Annotated in this window: 18 protein-coding genes; 15 read left to right on the plus strand and 3 right to left on the minus strand. The window is 59.8% G+C overall.

Annotation, left to right across the window (positions count from 1 at the left end):
* From ASN89_RS29530 to ASN89_RS18475, 14 genes are all read left to right on the plus strand, one after another.
* The coding region (locus ASN89_RS29530) for a hypothetical protein (protein WP_235502006.1) at window positions 1–399 on the plus strand (399 nt) is incomplete at its 5' end.
* Between the two features lie 167 nt (window positions 400–566).
* Window positions 567–1,238 (plus strand): phage baseplate assembly protein V, encoded by a 672-nt coding sequence (locus ASN89_RS18420; RefSeq protein ID WP_235502008.1) that lies wholly within the window; start codon window positions 567–569, stop codon window positions 1,236–1,238.
* Entirely contained in the window at window positions 1,235–1,579 is a 345-nt protein-coding gene (locus ASN89_RS18425) for a GPW/gp25 family protein (RefSeq protein WP_058050283.1), read from the plus strand. Before ASN89_RS18420 ends, ASN89_RS18425 begins: the two co-directional genes overlap by 4 nt.
* Complete coding sequence (locus ASN89_RS18430) at window positions 1,576–2,484, plus strand: baseplate J/gp47 family protein (protein WP_414842519.1); 909 nt, start codon at window positions 1,576–1,578, stop codon at window positions 2,482–2,484. The genes ASN89_RS18425 and ASN89_RS18430 overlap by 4 nt, the downstream gene beginning before the upstream one ends.
* Entirely contained in the window at window positions 2,481–3,101 is a 621-nt protein-coding gene (locus tag ASN89_RS18435) for a phage tail protein I (RefSeq protein ID WP_058050284.1), read from the plus strand. The genes ASN89_RS18430 and ASN89_RS18435 overlap by 4 nt, the downstream gene beginning before the upstream one ends.
* Window positions 3,098–4,861, plus strand: a complete 1,764-nt coding sequence (locus ASN89_RS18440) for a phage tail protein (RefSeq protein WP_058050285.1) — start codon at window positions 3,098–3,100, stop codon at window positions 4,859–4,861. Before ASN89_RS18435 ends, ASN89_RS18440 begins: the two co-directional genes overlap by 4 nt.
* A gap of 1 nt (window position 4,862) precedes the next feature.
* Entirely contained in the window at window positions 4,863–5,360 is a 498-nt protein-coding gene (locus ASN89_RS18445) for a hypothetical protein (protein ID WP_058050286.1), read from the plus strand.
* Between the two features lie 43 nt (window positions 5,361–5,403).
* Entirely contained in the window at window positions 5,404–6,579 is a 1,176-nt protein-coding gene (locus ASN89_RS18450; RefSeq protein WP_058050287.1) for a phage tail sheath protein, read from the plus strand.
* A 56-nt stretch (window positions 6,580–6,635) separates the two neighbouring features.
* On the plus strand, window positions 6,636–7,145 hold the full coding sequence (locus tag ASN89_RS18455; RefSeq protein WP_046682355.1) for a phage major tail tube protein: 510 nt from the start codon (window positions 6,636–6,638) through the stop codon (window positions 7,143–7,145).
* A 40-nt stretch (window positions 7,146–7,185) separates the two neighbouring features.
* Window positions 7,186–7,494: a phage tail assembly protein gene (locus ASN89_RS18460; protein WP_058050288.1), complete on the plus strand. Its 309-nt coding sequence runs from the start codon at window positions 7,186–7,188 to the stop codon at window positions 7,492–7,494.
* An 8-nt stretch (window positions 7,495–7,502) separates the two neighbouring features.
* Window positions 7,503–7,640: a GpE family phage tail protein gene (locus tag ASN89_RS28260; RefSeq protein WP_082654637.1), complete on the plus strand. Its 138-nt coding sequence runs from the start codon at window positions 7,503–7,505 to the stop codon at window positions 7,638–7,640.
* On the plus strand, window positions 7,622–10,708 hold the full coding sequence (locus tag ASN89_RS18465) for a phage tail protein (RefSeq protein ID WP_152988612.1): 3,087 nt from the start codon (window positions 7,622–7,624) through the stop codon (window positions 10,706–10,708). The genes ASN89_RS28260 and ASN89_RS18465 overlap by 19 nt, the downstream gene beginning before the upstream one ends.
* Before the next feature lie 15 nt (window positions 10,709–10,723).
* Entirely contained in the window at window positions 10,724–11,332 is a 609-nt protein-coding gene (locus ASN89_RS18470; protein WP_058050290.1) for a phage tail protein, read from the plus strand.
* Window positions 11,329–12,600, plus strand: coding sequence for a phage late control D family protein (locus ASN89_RS18475; protein WP_058050291.1), 1,272 nt, complete (start codon window positions 11,329–11,331; stop codon window positions 12,598–12,600). Before ASN89_RS18470 ends, ASN89_RS18475 begins: the two co-directional genes overlap by 4 nt.
* A 76-nt stretch (window positions 12,601–12,676) precedes the next feature.
* Here ASN89_RS18475 and ASN89_RS18480 read toward each other — a convergent pair whose 3' ends face one another.
* Entirely contained in the window at window positions 12,677–13,684 is a 1,008-nt protein-coding gene (locus ASN89_RS18480) for a 2-hydroxyacid dehydrogenase (protein WP_058050292.1), read from the minus strand.
* A 172-nt stretch (window positions 13,685–13,856) separates the two neighbouring features.
* Window positions 13,857–14,069: a hypothetical protein gene (locus tag ASN89_RS28725; protein ID WP_152988613.1), complete on the minus strand. Its 213-nt coding sequence runs from the start codon at window positions 14,067–14,069 to the stop codon at window positions 13,857–13,859.
* 110 nt (window positions 14,070–14,179) lie between these two features.
* On the opposite strand from ASN89_RS28725, the gene ASN89_RS18485 reads away from it, so the two are divergent.
* A complete protein-coding gene (locus ASN89_RS18485) occupies window positions 14,180–15,751 on the plus strand; it encodes a recombinase family protein (RefSeq protein ID WP_082654638.1) in 1,572 nt (523 codons plus the stop codon).
* A 120-nt stretch (window positions 15,752–15,871) separates the two neighbouring features.
* Here the strand turns inward: ASN89_RS18485 and ASN89_RS18490 are convergent, their stop codons facing one another.
* The gene (locus tag ASN89_RS18490; RefSeq protein ID WP_058050294.1) at window positions 15,872–16,216 is read right to left on the minus strand and encodes a hypothetical protein; all 345 of its coding nucleotides are present in this window, start codon (window positions 16,214–16,216) and stop codon (window positions 15,872–15,874) included.
* Between the last annotated feature and the right edge of the window lie 87 nt (window positions 16,217–16,303).

Here is a 16,303-nt window from a genome sequence, read left to right on the forward strand (position 1 = left end):
GAGTTACACAAACCCTATCAAAATGTACGGACGGGCTTCTCTCTGAATCGGGCAATTCCGTACCACTTATACAATCTTTATTATGTTTCAGCTTGCTTGGCTAGCATAATTAAAATACACGGCCGAGCAGGCGTCACTTCAGAAGTCAATATCAACGATGACTACTTTCGTGCGACATTCTCTGAGGTAGAAAAAATACCTTGCATGCTTCTCCCCGATGAAATGGAAAAACCACTTCCGATAGTAGTGCGAAAAAATAATGAAAATTATCGACTTGAATTTCCTGGAAAAAAGGAGATACTCAATCGATATCCTCATATAGCCGATGTTAGTCTTGAGACTAGGATTGGAGTATGGGATCGCGGCATTGCTCCACCATATATGCAAGAGTCCAAATAGGAAGATATTAATTTACAAAAGTAAGAGACCGCTTTTTGCAACAGAACCCCTTGGTCACATCGCTGTCCGAATTGTCAATGTATGAGTTTATGCTTCACCGGCTACCATAGTCGCTAAACTGCATAACAACCCGCCCCCGCGTGCATCCGCACGCGGACTTCGGCAACATGCACTGCATGAACGCCGACCTGTCCGACCTCCTCCGCTTGCTGCAAAACCTGATCCGCCTGGGCACCATCGCCGAGGTCAAAGGGGCCAAGGCGCGCATACGGCTCGGGCCGACGCTCACCACCGAATGGCTGAACTGGGCCACTCCACGCGCCGGCAGCACGCGTACCTGGTCGGCGCCTACAGTCGGCGAACAGGTGATCGTCTTTTCCGCAGGCGGCGACCTGACGCGCGGCATCATCTTGCCCGCCCTGTACTCGCAGGAATTTGACGCGCCCGAGTCCAACGACAGCATCCACACCACACACTACCCCGACGGCGCCGTGCTGCAGTACGACCAAGCGGCCCACGCGCTGACGGCCCTACTCCCCGGCGGCACTGCCACCATCACAGCCGACAAGGTGACGTCGAACGCGCCCAGCACCATCTGCACGGGCGATCTGACTGTCATGGGCAATTTGCTTGTCGAGCAAGCGACCACCGTCAACGGCGCCACCGCCCTGAACGGCGGCGTGAACGCCAAGGCCGGCGCCGCTGGCGGCGTGACCATGGCCGTGCAAGGCACGATCAAAGCCAGCGACGACGTGCTGGCCGGCGCCATCAGTCTGGCCAAGCATACGCACGGCGGCGTCAGGGCCGGCGGCGACCAGTCGGGCGGGCCGCAAGCATGATGGGCATGCACGCCGCCACCGGGCGCAGCCTGACGGGCCTGGGCCACCTGCGCCAGTCCGTGACCGATATTCTCACCACGCCAATGGGTTCGCGCATCCGGCGCCGCCGCTATGGTTCCGAAGTACCCGAGCTGATCGACCAGCCCTTGAACAGCGCCACGCAGTTGCGCATCTACGCGGCAACTGCCTTTGCCCTGCGCCGCTGGGAACCGCGCCTGCAGCTCGCCAGCGTGCAGTTCACGCGCAACACGGACGGCGCTATCACCTTGCTGCTCGATGGCACGGCCAACGGCCAGGGCATCACCCTGGCCGTGCCCGTCAAGCAAGGCGGCGTCGTATGAGCACGCCCATCGACCTGACCCAATTGCCGGCGCCGAGCGTGGTCGAGGTGCTGGACTTCGAAGCCATCCTCGCCACCCGCAAAGCGCATCTGGTCAGCCTGCTGCCGGAAGCCGAGCGCGCCGCCGTCACGGCCCTGTTGGAGCTGGAATCGGAACCGGCCACCAAGCTGCTGGAAGAGAACAGCTATCAGGAAACCATCCTGCGCAACCGCGTCAACGAGGCGGGCAAGGCCGTCATGCTGGCGTTTGCCCTTGACGGCGACCTGGACCAGCTGGGCGCCAACGTCAACGTGGCGCGCCTGGTCATCACGCCGGCCAATCCCAATGCCCTGCCGCCCGTGCTTGCGGTCATGGAAGACAACGACGCCTACCGCCTGCGCATCCAGGAAGCGCCGGACGGCCTGTCCGTGGCCGGCCCGAAAGCCTCCTACGAATTCCACGCCCGCAGTAGCGACGGCCGTGTCAAGGACGCAAGCGCCACCAGCCCCGCGCCGGCGCACGTCACCGTCACGGTGCTGGCCAACGATGCCACCGGCATTCCCAGCGCCGAACTGCTGGCCATCGTGGCGCGCGCGCTCAACGCCGAGGAAGTGCGCCCCCCTGGGAGACCGCTTGAGCGTGCAAGCCGCCCAGGTCATCGACTACCAGATCGAAGCCACCTTGTTTATCGGCGTCGGCCCCGAAGTACCAATCTTGCTGGACGCCGCGCGCGCCAACGCCGTGCGCGTGTCGCAGCCGCGCCGCCCGCTGGGCCACAGCATCTATCGATCCGCCTGCAGCGCCGCCGTGCACGTCGAAGGCGTGCGCAAGGTCGTGCTGGCCAGCCCGGCAGCGGACATCGAACTGAACGCCACACAGGCCGCCCGCTGCACGGCCATCAAGCTCAATGTCGTGGTACTCGATGAATAAGCTCGTGTCCACCTTGCCGCCCAATACCACGGCGCTGGAACGCGCCATTGCCGTGGCCTGCGCCGAGCTGGTCAACGTGCCCGTGCCGCTGCGCGACCTGTGGAACGCCGACCGCTGCCCCGTCAATCTGCTGCCGTTTCTGGCCTGGGCCTGTTCCGTCGACCGCTGGGATGATGCCTGGCCCGAATCGATCAAGCGCGGCACCATCAAGGCGTCCTACTTCATTCACAAGCACAAGGGCACGATTGCCGCCGTGCGCCGCGTGGTCGAGTCCCTGGGCTATTTGATCCGCATTACCGAATGGTGGCAAACCACGCCGGCCGGCGTGCCGGGCACCTTCCGCCTCGACGTGGGCGTGCTGGACACGGGCATCACGGACGCCATGTTTCAGGAAATGGAACGCCTGATTGCCGACGCCAAGCCTGTCAGCCGTCACATGACGGGCCTGGCCATTTATCTGGAAAGTCGCGGCAACGTCTACGCGGGCGCTTGCGCCTACCACGGCGACAGCATGACCGTGTATCCCTGGATCGCGGAAACCATCGAAGTGCGCGGCACGCTGTTACAAAGCGGCGCATCCCATACCATCGACACTCTCACCATCTATCCATGAGCACATACTTTGCCATCCTGACCGAAGTGGGCGAGGCCAAGCTGGCCAACGCCATCGCCCTGGGCCAAACCCTGAAACTGAAAAGCCTGGCCGTGGGCGACGGCAATGGCAATCTGCCCATGCCCGTGCGTACGCAAAAAGCGCTGGTGCGCGAGGTGCGCCGCGCCGGCCTGAACCAGCTGAGCATTGACCCGGCCAACGCCAGCCAGATCATCGTCGAGCAGGTGCTGCCCGAGGACGTGGGCGGCTGGTGGATACGCGAGATCGGCATCTTCGACGAGGCCGGCGACCTGTGCGCGGTGGCCAACTGCCCACCCAGCTACAAACCCCAGATGCTTGAGGGCAGCGGACGCACGCAAGTGGTACGCATCGTCCTGATCGTCGCCAGCACGGCCGCTATCGAGCTGAAAATCGACCCATCCGTCATTCTGGCCACGCGCAAGTATGTCGATGAGCAGGCCGGCAGCGTGCTCGTCCACGCTGATCGGCAACTGGCTGCGCATCTGGCCGCCGCCGATCCGCATCCGCAACTGGCGAAACGCTCGTATGTCGATGAACAGGCCGGCAGCGTGCTTGTCCACGGTGAAAAGCAACTGGCTGGGCACCTGGCTGCTGCTGATCCGCATCCGCAACTGGCACAACGCAGCTACGTCGATGAGCAGGCCGGCAGCGTCCTCGTCCATGCTGGAAAGCAACTGGCTGCGCACCTGGGCGCCGCTGACCCACACCCACAACTGGCGCATCGCAGCTACGTCGACGAACAGGCCGGTAGCGTGCTCGTCCATGGTGAACAACAACTGGCTGCGCACCTGGGCGCCGCTGACCCGCACCCGCAGCTGGCACACCGTTCCTATGTCGACGAACAGGCCGGCAGTGTGCTCGCTCATAGTGAACAGCAACTGGCGGCCCACCTGGGCGCCGCTGACCCACACCCGCAACTGGCGCATCGCGCCTATGTCGACGAGCAGGCCGGCAGTGTGCTCGTGTATGGCGAAAAGCAGCTGACTGCGCACCAGGCCGCCGCCGATCCCCATCCGCAATACAGCATGAAGGCAGTGGCGACACTGCCGAAGTTCAATACTTCGAAAAAACTGGTGAATGCCGAATTTGTACAGCAGGAACAAGGCAATCTGGCTGGATTGAAAGGGATTGCCGTCTCGCGCCCGCTCGTCGCTGGCGACATCGGCCACGCTTTGTACTTCGTGAACGACGGCATCAATGTCACGCTCCCGCGCCCTGACAGCATTGCCAGTGGAAATATTGTCGGGCGCCGCCTGACATTTTTTGGCTACGCAACAGTGTCGGGCACCATTTCCCCCGGCGACGGCGCATTTCTCGGTTACGACGTAGGAAGCGTTCCGTCGTTGCTGGTCAAGCCAGGGCAATCGCTGTCCGTCGTTGCGACCAACGGCAGCACATGGCAAGTCATTGATTCCACCGCGGAGATGGGGCGAAACGCCGACTTTGCATCACGGCTGCTCAAGGATGGCTATCAACCTTTGCCAGGCGGGCTGATCATGCAGTGGCAAACCATCAGTGTGCCTGCCGCCACCACCGGCATCTCGACGAAAGATTTTTCCTTTCCGATTGCATTTAAAGAAGCAGCGTTTGGATGCACGGCGTCTATCTCCGGTATCGGCGCCAGCCCCGACTCAAATGCCTTCGTATCGGCCATGGCCAACTCCATCAACGGTGGCGTCGCGCAGAGCAACTACATCCACAGCAACGTTTCCATTTTCATCATTTCAATAGGTAAGTGACATGCCCCTCCATTACTCGCCGTCCACCGGCAATTTTTATCCCGATGAGATTAGCTATGCCAACCTGCCCGACGATCTGATCGAAGTGGACGACAAAGATTTCACCGCTGCGATGAGCCGGCCACGCGGACATACCTTTGCATTTAAAAAGGGCAAGCTTGTCATTTCGGCGCCAGTGCCGGAACTGTTTGCGACGCAGTTCAACGCGTATCTGGTCGGCGTCAGAAAAACGCGCGACGGCATTCTCAACCGCCTGGCGGGCATCGGCTTTGCCGCCATGGCCGACGGTGACGCGGATACCGTGCAGACCATCGCGGCAGCGCGCGCCTGGCTGCTCGACATCACCATCTGCCCGACGGTTGCCGCCGCGCAGGACATCGAGGTGCTGCGAGCGGCCGTCAGCGCCGAATACGTGCGCATCGCCGCCACCTTGTCCGACGAGGGGCGGCGCGCCTTCGCCGACGCCGGCATCACGCTGCCGGCATCTGTCACCCCGTAACGCCTCACCCACGCCCCATTCACCACCTACCAGGAGAACAATTTTGGCTACCGACTACCACCATGGCGTGCGCGTCATTGAAATTAACGAGGGTTCGCGCCCCATCCGTACCGTCTCCACCGCCGTGCTGGGCCTGATCGCCACAGCCGACGATGCCGATCCGGCCGCTTTCCCGCTCGACACGCCCGTGCTCGTTACCAACGTGCTGGCCGCCATGGGCAAGGCCGGCAAGACCGGTACCTTGTACCGCTGCTTGGCGGCCATCGCCGCACAGACCAAGCCCCTGACGGTCGTGGTGCGCGTGGCCGAAGGCGAGACGGAAGCGGAAACGACCACCAATGCCGTGGGCGGCGTGTCGCCTGACGGCAAGTACCTGGGCGCCAAGGCGCTGCTGGCCGCGCAAAGCAAACTGGGCGTGAAACCGCGCATCCTGGGCGCGCCGGGCCTGGACACCCAGGCCGTGACCAACGCCCTGGCCAGCGTGGCACAACGCCTGCGCGGCTTCGTGTATGCCTCGGCCTATGGCTGCGCCACCGTCACGGCGGCCACTACCTATCGCGGCCAGTTCGGCCAGCGCGAAGTAATGATGATCTGGCCGGATTTCGTGAACTGGGATACCGCCACGGACGCCGAGGCCAGTATGTCCGCCGTCGCTTACGCCATGGGCCTGCGCGCCAAGATCGACGAGGAAACGGGCTGGCACAAGACCCTGTCGAACGTCGTCGTCAATGGCCCGACCGGCATCACCAAGGACGTGTTTTTCGACCTGCAAGACCCGGCCACCGATGCCGGTGTGCTCAACGCCAAGGAAGTGACCACCCTGATTAACATGGGCGGCTACCGCTTCTGGGGTTCGCGCACGTGCGAGGAACCGGGCGGCTTCTTCTATTTCGAAAGCTATACGCGCACGGCCCAGGTGCTGGCCGACACCATTGCCGAGGCGCACTTCGCCTATGTCGATGTGCCCTTGCATCCGTCCCTGGTGCGCGACCTGCTGGAAAGCATCAACGCCAAGTTCCGCGACTTGAAACTGCAGGGTTACATCATCGACGGCCATGCCTGGTATGACGAGCAATACAACGACAAGACGGCGCTGAAAGACGGCAAGCTGGCCATCGATTACGACTACACGCCCGTGCCGCCGCTGGAAAACCTGAAATTCCAGCAGCGCATTACCGACCGCTACCTGGCCGACTTCGCCTCGCGCATCGCAGCGTAATCGCCATCACCACCCTGCCCGCGCCAGCGCGGGCGCATTGAATTACTGGAGAAATTATGGGCCTGCCCCGCAAACTGAAAAATTTTAACTTGTTCCAGAACGGCGTCTCCTTCATGGGCATGGTGCCCGAAGTCACCTTGCCGAAACTGAGCCGCAAGATGGAAGAGTACCGCGCCGGCGGTATGAGCGGCCCCGTGTCCGTGGACTTCGGCAACGAGGCGCTGTCGCTGGAATGGAGCGGCGGCGGCCTGATCGCCGAAGCCCTGAAACAGTACGGCGCGCACACGCACGGTGCCGTGCAACTGCGCTTTGCCGGCGCCTACCAGGAAGACGATGACGGCACGGTGGCGGCCGTCGAGGTCGTCGTGCGTGGCCGCTACAAGGAAATCGACATGGGCGGCGCCAAGATGGGCGACGACACGACGCACAAATACACGATGGCGTGCAGCTATTACAAGCTGATGATCGACGGCGCCACCGTCATCGAACTGGACTTCATGAGCGGCACCGAAAACTTCGGTGGCGGCGACACCAACGCGGCCATCCGCAAGGCCATCGGCCTGTAATCCCCCCTTTTACTTACCTCCACCCTACAAGGACTACACCATGAACAACGATACCCAAAACCAAGCCGTCATCGAGCTGGACGAGCCGATCAAACGCGGCGACACCTTCATCACCTCGCTCACCGTGCGCAAACCCAAGGCAGGCGCCCTGCGCGGCATTTCCCTGATCGAGCTGGCCAACCTGAACGTGTCGGCCCTGCAGATCGTGCTGCCGCGCATCACCGAACCGACCTTGACCGCGCACGACATCGCCAACATGGACCCGGCGGACCTGCTGGCCGTGGGCGCCGAGGTTGCCGGTTTTTTGGCGAGCAAAGCAGATCGCCTTTCGGTATCCCCGGCGAAGTAGAAGACGCCATGGCCGACATTGCCGGCGTCTTTCACTGGACGCCGGCAGCGATGGACGGCTTTACGATTGATGAACTGATGGCCTGGCGCGAACGCGCCCGGCAGCGAAGCGGAGCGGAGCGGAATAGATGGCTGGTCGGGATTTGAAATTACAGGTGGTATTTGCGGCACTGGACAAGATCACCGGCCCGCTGAAAAAAATCATGGGCGGTTCCAGCGACACGGCCAAGGCTTTGAGGGCGACCAGCGACCGCTTGCGCGAGCTGAACACCCAGCAGAGAAACTTGGGGAAATTCCGCGAACTGCATAGCGGTATCAATGCGACGCGTACCAAGCTCAAGGAAGCGCAGGACAAACTCAATGATCTTGCTGCGAAAATGAAGCAGACCACGACGCCCACGCGCGCCCTGACGCGCGAGTTTAACGCGGCAGTCAAAGTCACGCAGGCATTGACGCTGAAAGGCCGCGAACAAAGCCAGCAATTCCGCGTCCTGCGCACCAGCCTCAAAGAGGCCGGCATCGACACACGCCAGCTGGGCAAGGCGCAGGAATGGCTCAAGAACAGCATCCAGCTGACGAACGTTGAACTGGCCTCGCAACAAAAGCGCCTCGCCGCCTCCGCCGCCAAGCAGCAGCGCGTGACCAACGCCACCCAGCACGCCGACAAGTTGCGCAACAAGGCGGGCAACCTGGCCATGGCCGGCGCCGGGGCGACCGCCACGGGCGCCGTCATCGGCGCGCCCGTCGTCAAGGGGCTGAACGAGGCCAAGCATTATCAAACGGAAGTGGGCCGCGTCAACGCGCTGGGTCTGGGCGACAAGGTGTCGGCCGAGGCCGTCGCCTTCGCGCGCAATATGAAGACCTACGGCACCAGCCAGCTCGACAACCTGCAACTGATGCGCGATGGCATGAGTGCCTTTGCCGACGTGCACCATGCGGAAATGGTCGCCCCTACGCTGGCCAAGATGAAGTTTGCCAACCATGCTTTCTTTGGCGAGGCCGAAGGCGCCGACAACGAACGCAAGTTCATGGATATGCTCAAGGTGATCGAGCTGCGTGGCGGCCTGGAGAGCAAGGAAAAGTTCGAAGCCCAGGCCAATATCGTGCAACAGGTCATCACCGCCACGGGCGGGCGCGTCGGCCCGAATGAATGGCTGAACATGATCAAGACGGGCGGCATCGCGGCCAAGGGCTTGAAAGATGACGCCTTTTACTACCAGATGGAACCGCTGGTGCAGGAAATGAGCGGCAACCGCGTCGGCACGTCCCTGATGAGCGCTTACCAGAACTTGTATCAGGGCCGCACGACGAAGCGTTCGGCCAGGAAGCTGGAAGAGTTCGGCCTGATCGGCGACAAGAGCAAGGTCACGCATGATAAAGCGGGACAACTTTCCTTCCTCAATCCTGGCGCGCTGCTGGGTTCTGAGCTTTTCCGCGAAAACCAGTTCGAATGGATGGAAAAGGTACTGTTGCCGCAACTGGCCAAGAAAGGCATCAAAGACAAGAACCAGGTGCTCGACGCCATCGGCAGCATCTTTTCGAACCGCACCGCGTCGAACCTGTATTCGCAGATGTATTTGCAGCGCGGGCAAATCCACAAGAACGAAAAGCTCAACCGTGGCGCCGCCGATATCGGCAAGCTGGAAAAACTGGGCCGAGACTCGGCCGCCGGCAAGGAACTGGAAGCGCAGTCAAAATTAGCCAACCTCAAGCTCACCATGGGCGAAAAAATCCTGCCGCTGTATGCGCAGGGGCTGGAGCTGGCGATTTCCGCCGTCACGCGCCTGAATGGCTTCATGGAACGCAACCCGACCGTGGCCAAGGTCATGATTACCGCGTTTGCCGTGCTGGCCGGCCTGCTGCTGGTGCTCGGCCCGCTGATGCTGGGCATCGCCGCCATGATCGGCCCGTATGCCATGCTGCACGTCATGTTCGCCAAGATGGGCGTGACGGGCGGCGTGCTCACGCCCATCCTGCGCGGCCTGGGCGGCGCCTTCATGTGGGCGGGCCGTGCCGTGCTGTGGCTGGGCCGTGCTCTTCTGATGAACCCGATTGGCATCGCCATCACGGTCATCGCCGGCGCCGCCTTCCTGATCTACAAATACTGGGAGCCGATCAAGGGTTTCTTTGGCGGCCTGTGGTCAGACGTCAAGGCGGCGTTTGCCGGCGGCTTTACCGGCATCAATAGCCTGATCGCCGACTGGTCGCCGCTGGGCCTGTTCTATCACGCTTTTGCTGGCGTGCTGGGCTGGTTCGGCGTTGCGCTGCCTGCCAGATTCACCGACTTTGCAGCCAGTATCCGGGGCCGCCTCGCCAAGGGCCTGGCGCCGCTGGCCGGCTTCTTTACCGGCATCTGGTCGCACATCAAGACCGCCTTTGCCGGCGGCATTGGCGGCGTCAGCGCCCTGGTCGCCAACTGGACACCGCTCGCCCTGTTCTATCGCGCCTTCGCTGGCGTGCTGGGCTGGTTCGGCATCGTGCTGCCGGCCAAGTTCACCGACTTCGGTGCCAGCATCCTGCAGCGCATCACCGCATCCTGGGCGCCTATTTCCGCCTTCTTCGCCGATATCTGGTCGCGCCTGCGCACCGTCTGCGCCGGCGGCATGGGCAGCATCACGGCCCTGATCATCAACTGGTCACCCGTCGGCGTGTTCTATCAGGCGTTCGCGGGCGTGTTGAGCTGGTTCGGCATCAAGCTGCCGGCCCAGTTCACTGAGTTTGGCGCCAATATCCTGCGCGGCCTGGTTAACGGCATCACCGGTTCCATGGGCGCAGTCAAGGACGCCATCAGCAATGCCGGGTCCAGCACCATTGCCTGGTTCAAGGAAAAGCTGGGCATCCACAGCCCGAGCCGCGTGTTTGCCCAGCTCGGCGACTACACCATGCAAGGCCTGGCCGTGGGCCTGGACCGCAGCGAGGGCGCGCCGATTGCCAAGGTATCGGGCCTGGCGCAGCGCCTGACGCAACTGGGCGCGGGCATCGCCATCGGCACGGCCACCGCCCTGCCCGCGAGCGCCTTCGACACGCGCGCGCCGCTGCCCGTGGGCGGGTTCGGCGCTGGCATGACGATTCAAGGCGACAAGATCGAAATCACCTTCAACGTGCAGGCCGGTACCGATCCCCAGGCCATCGCGCGCGCGGTGAGCGTGGCGCTCGATCAGCGCGACCGCGAAAAGGCGGCACGCATCCGCTCGTCCCTGCGCGACCACGATTAAAGAAAGAAGCACACCATGATGATGATTTTAGGAATGTTCGTGTTCAGCCTGCCCACCCTGGCCTATCACGAGCTGCAGCGGCAAACGGAATGGAAGCACGCCAGCACGGCGCGCGTGGGCCTGCGCGACGCGCACCAGTACGTGGGGCCCGGCGACGACACCATCACCCTGTCGGGCTGGGTGGCGCCGGAGCTAACCGGCTCCCTGTACTCGCTCGATGCGCTGCGCATGATGGCCGACACGGGTAAATCGTGGATTCTGATCCAGGGCACGGGCCGCATACTCGGCTCCTACCGCATCACCAACATGACGGAGGGGCGCACCATTCTGGACGGCAGCGGTGGCGCGCGCCGCGTCGAGTTCTCGATTGCACTGAAGCGTGACGACGATGGCGTGCTGGCCCTGGTCGGCCTGGGCGACATCGGCGACCTAAAAAACATGCTCAGCATCGACGGCATGACCAGCAGCATTGCCGGCGCGGCAAAGAATGCCGTAGGCAGCGTGGTCGGCAATGTGGTCGGCGGCATCACGTCGAAGTACGGCGGCGCGGTCAGCGAGATAAAGGACAAGATCGGCGGCAGCATCAGCGGCGCCATCGGCAGCGCGGCGGACAAGTTCAAATGAGCGAGCATATCCCCGCCTTCAAGGTCAGCATCGAGGACAAGGATTTGACGGCCATCGTCTCGCCGCGGCTGATCAATCTGACGCTGACCCTGTGCCGTGGCGACGAGAGCGACCAGCTCGATATCTCGCTTGATGACAGCGACGGCAAGCTTGCCCTGCCGCCGCGCGGCGCGCAGATCGCCCTGGCGCTGGGCTGGCAGGCCAGCGGCCTGGTGGATATGGGCAAGTTCACCGTCGACGAGGTGGAGCACAGCGGCGCGCCCGATACCATCACCCTGCGCGCCAGGTCGGCCAATCTGATCGACACGTTCAAGCAGCAGCAGGAACACAGCTTCCACAAGACCACTCTGGGTGCCATCATCGAGGCCATCGCCTTTCGCAATGAGCTGGCGTCGGGCGTGTCGGCGCGCCTGCGCAATACGGCCGTCGAGCACATCGACCAAACCCACGAAAGCGATGCGGCCTTCCTGCGCCGGCTGGGCAGGAAATACGACGCCGTGGCCACCGTCAAGAATGACACCTTGCTCTTCATCCCCATTAACCAGAGCCGCACCGCCAGCGGCAAGGCGCTGCCCGTCATCCCCATCACGCGCGCCCTGGGCGACGGCCACCGCTACCACAGCGCCGAAAGCGACGCCTACACGGGCGTGCGCGCCTTCTGGCATGACGAGCGCTACGCGCGCCGCCGCAGCGTCGTGGCCGGCGTGCCGGGCAACAGCAAGCGCCTGCGCACCACCTTCGCCAACGAAAGCGACGCGCGCGCGGCGGCCGTGGCCGAATGGCAGCGCATCCTGCGCGGCCTGGCCACCTTTGAAATGAGCCTGGCCCTGGGCAACCCGGCCGTGTTCCCGCAATCGCCTGTCACCGTGCAAGGCTTCAAGCCCGAGATCGATGCCACCGAATGGCTATCGGTCAAGGTCACGCACAGCCTGGGCGGCAACGGCTTTACCACGCAGGTAGAGTTTGAAACGAAGACGGAAGCGGTCGAGGCCGAGCGCGAGGAAGAGAAAGACCCGGACGAAGGCATCACGGGCGTGGTGGCCAAGTGGAAGGACGTGGCGGCGAAGAAGAAAAAGGCGGGGCAAGAGCAGGCCGGGGCCGCGGGCACGCTCAAGACGCTGGAGCATGTTTACAAGAGCAAACAGGCCGCCAAACGGGCGGCGCTGCATGCATGGAGGCATATCGAAGAAGTGCGGGACATTATCCGCGAGAACAGCGAGGAACCCCGGAAACCTTCGCAAGCGGTAGCCGTCGAAGAAGCGGCGTGAACCTGTGCCCTCTACTTCCGCTCAACGACTGCTTTCGCCCCAAAGCGGACGGAAAACACATGCCAGGCAACAGCCATTAATATGTTCCAGGCACGAGATTCGAGCATTCGGCGCCAAGCTGATATGCAGACAAATTTTCGAAGGTTGTCGTGGCAATCTCACGCATGGCTTCAATGGTAAAGAAACCTTGATGTCCGGTAACAAGGACGTTCGGGAACGTCATTAGGCGCTGGAAAATGTCATCCGTGATGATGTCGCCTGACCGATCCTCGAAGAAAAGGTTGCTTTCTTGCTCGTACACATCAATGGCTAAGGAGCCCAGCTGGCGCGACTTCAACGCTTCAATCACCGCCTGTGTATCAACGAGGGCGCCACGCGAAGTATTGATTAACATAGCCCCCTTCTTCATCAGACTCAACGTATCGGTGTTTATGAGGTGGTGAGTATCCGTGGTGAGCGGACAATGTAATGAAACGAATTCCGATTCAGAAAGTAATTCAGACAATTCGACCATTTCTCCGAACGCTTCAAACGCTGGCGATGGAAATGGATCAAAACCTAGAAGGCGACAGCCAAAGCCGTTAAAAATCTTTGCAGTCGCTAGGCCAATCTTTCCTGTACCGATGATGCCCACCGTTTTTCCGTGCAAATTGCTGCCAAGGAGTCCATCAAGCGCAAAATTACCTTCACGCACCCTTGCATAGGCCCGATGAGTTCGGCGATTCAAAGTAAGAGTGAGGGCTAAGGCATGTTCGGCCACAGCTTCTGGCGAGTATGCGGGCACGCGCGCAACGAAAAGGTCCAATCGTCGTGCGGCCTCAGTATCGAGATTATTGAAACCTGCGCAACGCAGCAAGATAGCGCGGACGCCAATGTGAGCCAGGGCATGCAGTACTTCTGCGTCAAGTACATCGTTCACAAACACGCAGATTGCTTGGCAACCTTGAGCAAGAGCCACTGACTGCAGGGACAAGGACTCAGTGTGAAAACGCATCTCCACGGCGTCATGAGCATCGTGTTGATCTGCTTTCTCATTGAAAAAACGACGATCATATGGTTGGGAGCTGAATACAGCGATTTTCATCTTAAAGGTCCTTTACACGAACGCAATTTGCAATCTTTAAAAAATGGCTATGTAGGAGATTACTCCTATCCAAACTCTATGACCACGCAATTGGATACCTAGCACCGTATACAACAGGCCAGAAAAAAAGAACGTGCCACCTGAATCGTGCGACACTGCAATAAGTTGCAGATCATTCCGGATGACTACCGTCACCGGGGCAGTTTTTCAACGTCAAATCCGTACCTAAGTAAGTCTGTTCATCTTGCAGAGCAGCTCTTGCGACACCCTCACGAAGCCCGGCATCTATTAACACAAGAAACGCGAACTCCAGGCCATGTATTCTTTTCAAATACATCCCGGCAGCAATCAGTCGTAACGTTCTTTCAATGGCATTATCGAACATGGCAGCCTCCTCGTTTCACTAGAATGCGACAGGTGAAGGTCCATGCATTGATCCGTATCAAGCAAGAGCCAAAAGCTCACCGTAATTGGCACCTCCCGTAGAGGAATTGCATGCGAAGCAAAGCAGCTATACACGTTCCCAAAGTACTGATAACTGGCGTAAAGCCAAAAGCTGCGGTGTACGTCCGCATGTCTACAGACAACCAAAATCATTCGATCTCTCACCAGTTGCATTGCATTTCCGAGTATGCAGAACGCCATGGTATGGAAATCATCAAGACATACACCGACGAGGGCAAAAGTGGGCTTGATTTTTCTTCACGCCCTGGCCTGCGATGCCTGATCGAAGACGTGCAAAGCGGCGGAGTCCCATTTCAGTCGATTCTTGCTTATGATATAAGCCGCTGGGGAAGGTTCCAAGATTTGGACGAGAGTGCCTACTACGAATACATTTGCCGTCGCGCAGGGATTTCCATCATCTATTGTGCCGAAGACTTCGAGAACAATGGATCTTCAGTTTCCTCAATAATTAAAAGCGTAAAGCGCGCCATGGCTGCCGAGTACAGCAGGGAGCTTTCGACCAAAGTGTTTGCAGCTCAGTGTCGTTTTGTAGAAATGGGATTCAAACAAGGTGGTAGAGCAGGATTTGGATTGCGCCGAATACCTATCAGTGCAAGCGGCAAGGCCAGGCCGGCGCTGGGATTCGGAGAAAGGAAGAGCCATCCTACAGACCGCGTAATACTCGTTCCTGGACCAAATGAGGAACTTGAGATTATTCGAGGAGTCTACGACTGGTACGTGCAGGAGAAGCTAAGTGAGAGCGAAATTGCCTTCTTGCTTAACGCCATGGAAGCCACTCGCGAATGCGGGCGCGCTTGGAACCGTGACTGCGTCCGGGATGTTCTTACAAACGAAAAGTACATCGGCAACATCATCTACAACAGAGCCTCTTTCAAGCTCCGAAAGCATCACGTCGAGAATCCTGCATCCATGTGGATACAAAGGATCGGCGCCTTCCCTCCCCTTATCCCAGTTGCCCTTTTCCGTAAAGCGCAGCAAGAGCGCAAAAATCGCCTCGCTCCGATTCCAAAAGAAGAACTCCTGGCAATGCTGCACAAGTTGCATGAAAAACATGGGAAGGTGACCACCGTGCTAATTGATCAGGACGATACGCTTCCCGGCGCACAGATGTTCGCTTACCACTTTGGCACCATGCTGGAAGCCTACGCACTTGCTGGACTGCCACCTATCAACGAACATAAGTTCGTGGCCACCCGGAAAATCATACGAGCTGTTCGCGCAGAAACGCACGAACGAATTATGGGACTCATTGCGAAAACGGGTGTCAGCCAAGTAAACGGGTCATCTCGCAATACTCTGCTGCTCGATGATCGGTTTGTCTTGAAGATCACGATAGCAAGATGCCTGTACGAAAAGCAAGCCCCTCCTCGCTGGCGGATACGACTGGATGAGGAGTCCAGATGCGACTTTTTTCTGGCAGTACTCCTTGATCTTGAAAACACAAAAGCAAGTGCTTTTTATCTATTTCCGAAGGCTGACTTCCTCAAAGTGCAAATCACGCTAACTGAAGCCAACATGCACATTATGGAGCAATATCGATATCCATCGCTAAATGCTATCTTTGAAGGACGTCCCACAACAAACTTTCCGGCTCAATGCTAAAGCCATGCCTTGGCTCCAGCGCAGATATCGCCGTTAAGGAATTCGAAGAGGTCGCAGCCCAATCTTTGGGCAAGTATCACGACGTGGTTATCAATATGAGCAGTCAGGAGCGAGGGCCGACTAAAAGGAGACCAGATACAACTTGCTTATCACGCGGCCATTTTGGTCTAAATCCATCGACCACGCTTCAAGTTCGGATGACAAGCGGTTCTCGAACCACAGCCGCTCGGCGCAGGGATGAGTGCATGGCACATTACTATAACGCCCGACCGCGTCCCCCGGACGTTCCACATGTGACGGCTTACCAAAGCGGGCAAGAACCGCTTGTCGCGTATCGCCGGACTGGATTTGATAGAACACCTCCTTGCGGCTGTTGGAGACCACGCAACATGCAGCGACATACAAAGCCGGGCTAAGAATGAGGAGGCACAGTAATATTTTTTTAGGCGTTATCTTGATTTGCATAACTTATTATCGATGCATTCATCAGGTGCGGCAAGTCGGTCAAAATGATACTGGGCTGAGTCAGAAGGAGGCGGGGCTGCCATACCG

It is taken from the genome of Janthinobacterium sp. Ant5-2-1 (genome assembly GCF_001445815.1).
Lineage (GTDB): Bacteria > Pseudomonadota > Gammaproteobacteria > Burkholderiales > Burkholderiaceae_D > Janthinobacterium > Janthinobacterium lividum_E.

What these genes read in the sequence shown, in the direction of transcription:
- ASN89_RS18440 (WP_058050285.1), top strand. Translation starts at nt 3,098, where the DNA reads ATGAGCACATACTTTGCCATCCTGACCGAAGTGGGCGAGGCCAAGCTG.
- ASN89_RS18470 (WP_058050290.1), top strand. Translation starts at nt 10,724, where the DNA reads ATGATGATGATTTTAGGAATGTTCGTGTTCAGCCTGCCCACCCTGGCC.
- ASN89_RS18460 (WP_058050288.1), top strand. Translation starts at nt 7,186, where the DNA reads ATGAACAACGATACCCAAAACCAAGCCGTCATCGAGCTGGACGAGCCG.
- ASN89_RS18455 (WP_046682355.1), top strand. Translation starts at nt 6,636, where the DNA reads ATGGGCCTGCCCCGCAAACTGAAAAATTTTAACTTGTTCCAGAACGGC.
- ASN89_RS18435 (WP_058050284.1), top strand. Translation starts at nt 2,481, where the DNA reads ATGAATAAGCTCGTGTCCACCTTGCCGCCCAATACCACGGCGCTGGAA.
- ASN89_RS28260 (WP_082654637.1), top strand. Translation starts at nt 7,503, where the DNA reads ATGGCCGACATTGCCGGCGTCTTTCACTGGACGCCGGCAGCGATGGAC.
- ASN89_RS18430 (WP_414842519.1), top strand. Translation starts at nt 1,576, where the DNA reads ATGAGCACGCCCATCGACCTGACCCAATTGCCGGCGCCGAGCGTGGTC.
- ASN89_RS18490 (WP_058050294.1), bottom strand. Translation starts at nt 16,216, where the DNA reads ATGCAAATCAAGATAACGCCTAAAAAAATATTACTGTGCCTCCTCATT.
- ASN89_RS18425 (WP_058050283.1), top strand. Translation starts at nt 1,235, where the DNA reads ATGATGGGCATGCACGCCGCCACCGGGCGCAGCCTGACGGGCCTGGGC.
- ASN89_RS18445 (WP_058050286.1), top strand. Translation starts at nt 4,863, where the DNA reads ATGCCCCTCCATTACTCGCCGTCCACCGGCAATTTTTATCCCGATGAG.
- ASN89_RS18465 (WP_152988612.1), top strand. Translation starts at nt 7,622, where the DNA reads ATGGCTGGTCGGGATTTGAAATTACAGGTGGTATTTGCGGCACTGGAC.
- ASN89_RS18485 (WP_082654638.1), top strand. Translation starts at nt 14,180, where the DNA reads ATGCGAAGCAAAGCAGCTATACACGTTCCCAAAGTACTGATAACTGGC.
- ASN89_RS18420 (WP_235502008.1), top strand. Translation starts at nt 567, where the DNA reads ATGCACTGCATGAACGCCGACCTGTCCGACCTCCTCCGCTTGCTGCAA.
- ASN89_RS28725 (WP_152988613.1), bottom strand. Translation starts at nt 14,069, where the DNA reads ATGTTCGATAATGCCATTGAAAGAACGTTACGACTGATTGCTGCCGGG.
- ASN89_RS18480 (WP_058050292.1), bottom strand. Translation starts at nt 13,684, where the DNA reads ATGAAAATCGCTGTATTCAGCTCCCAACCATATGATCGTCGTTTTTTC.
- ASN89_RS18475 (WP_058050291.1), top strand. Translation starts at nt 11,329, where the DNA reads ATGAGCGAGCATATCCCCGCCTTCAAGGTCAGCATCGAGGACAAGGAT.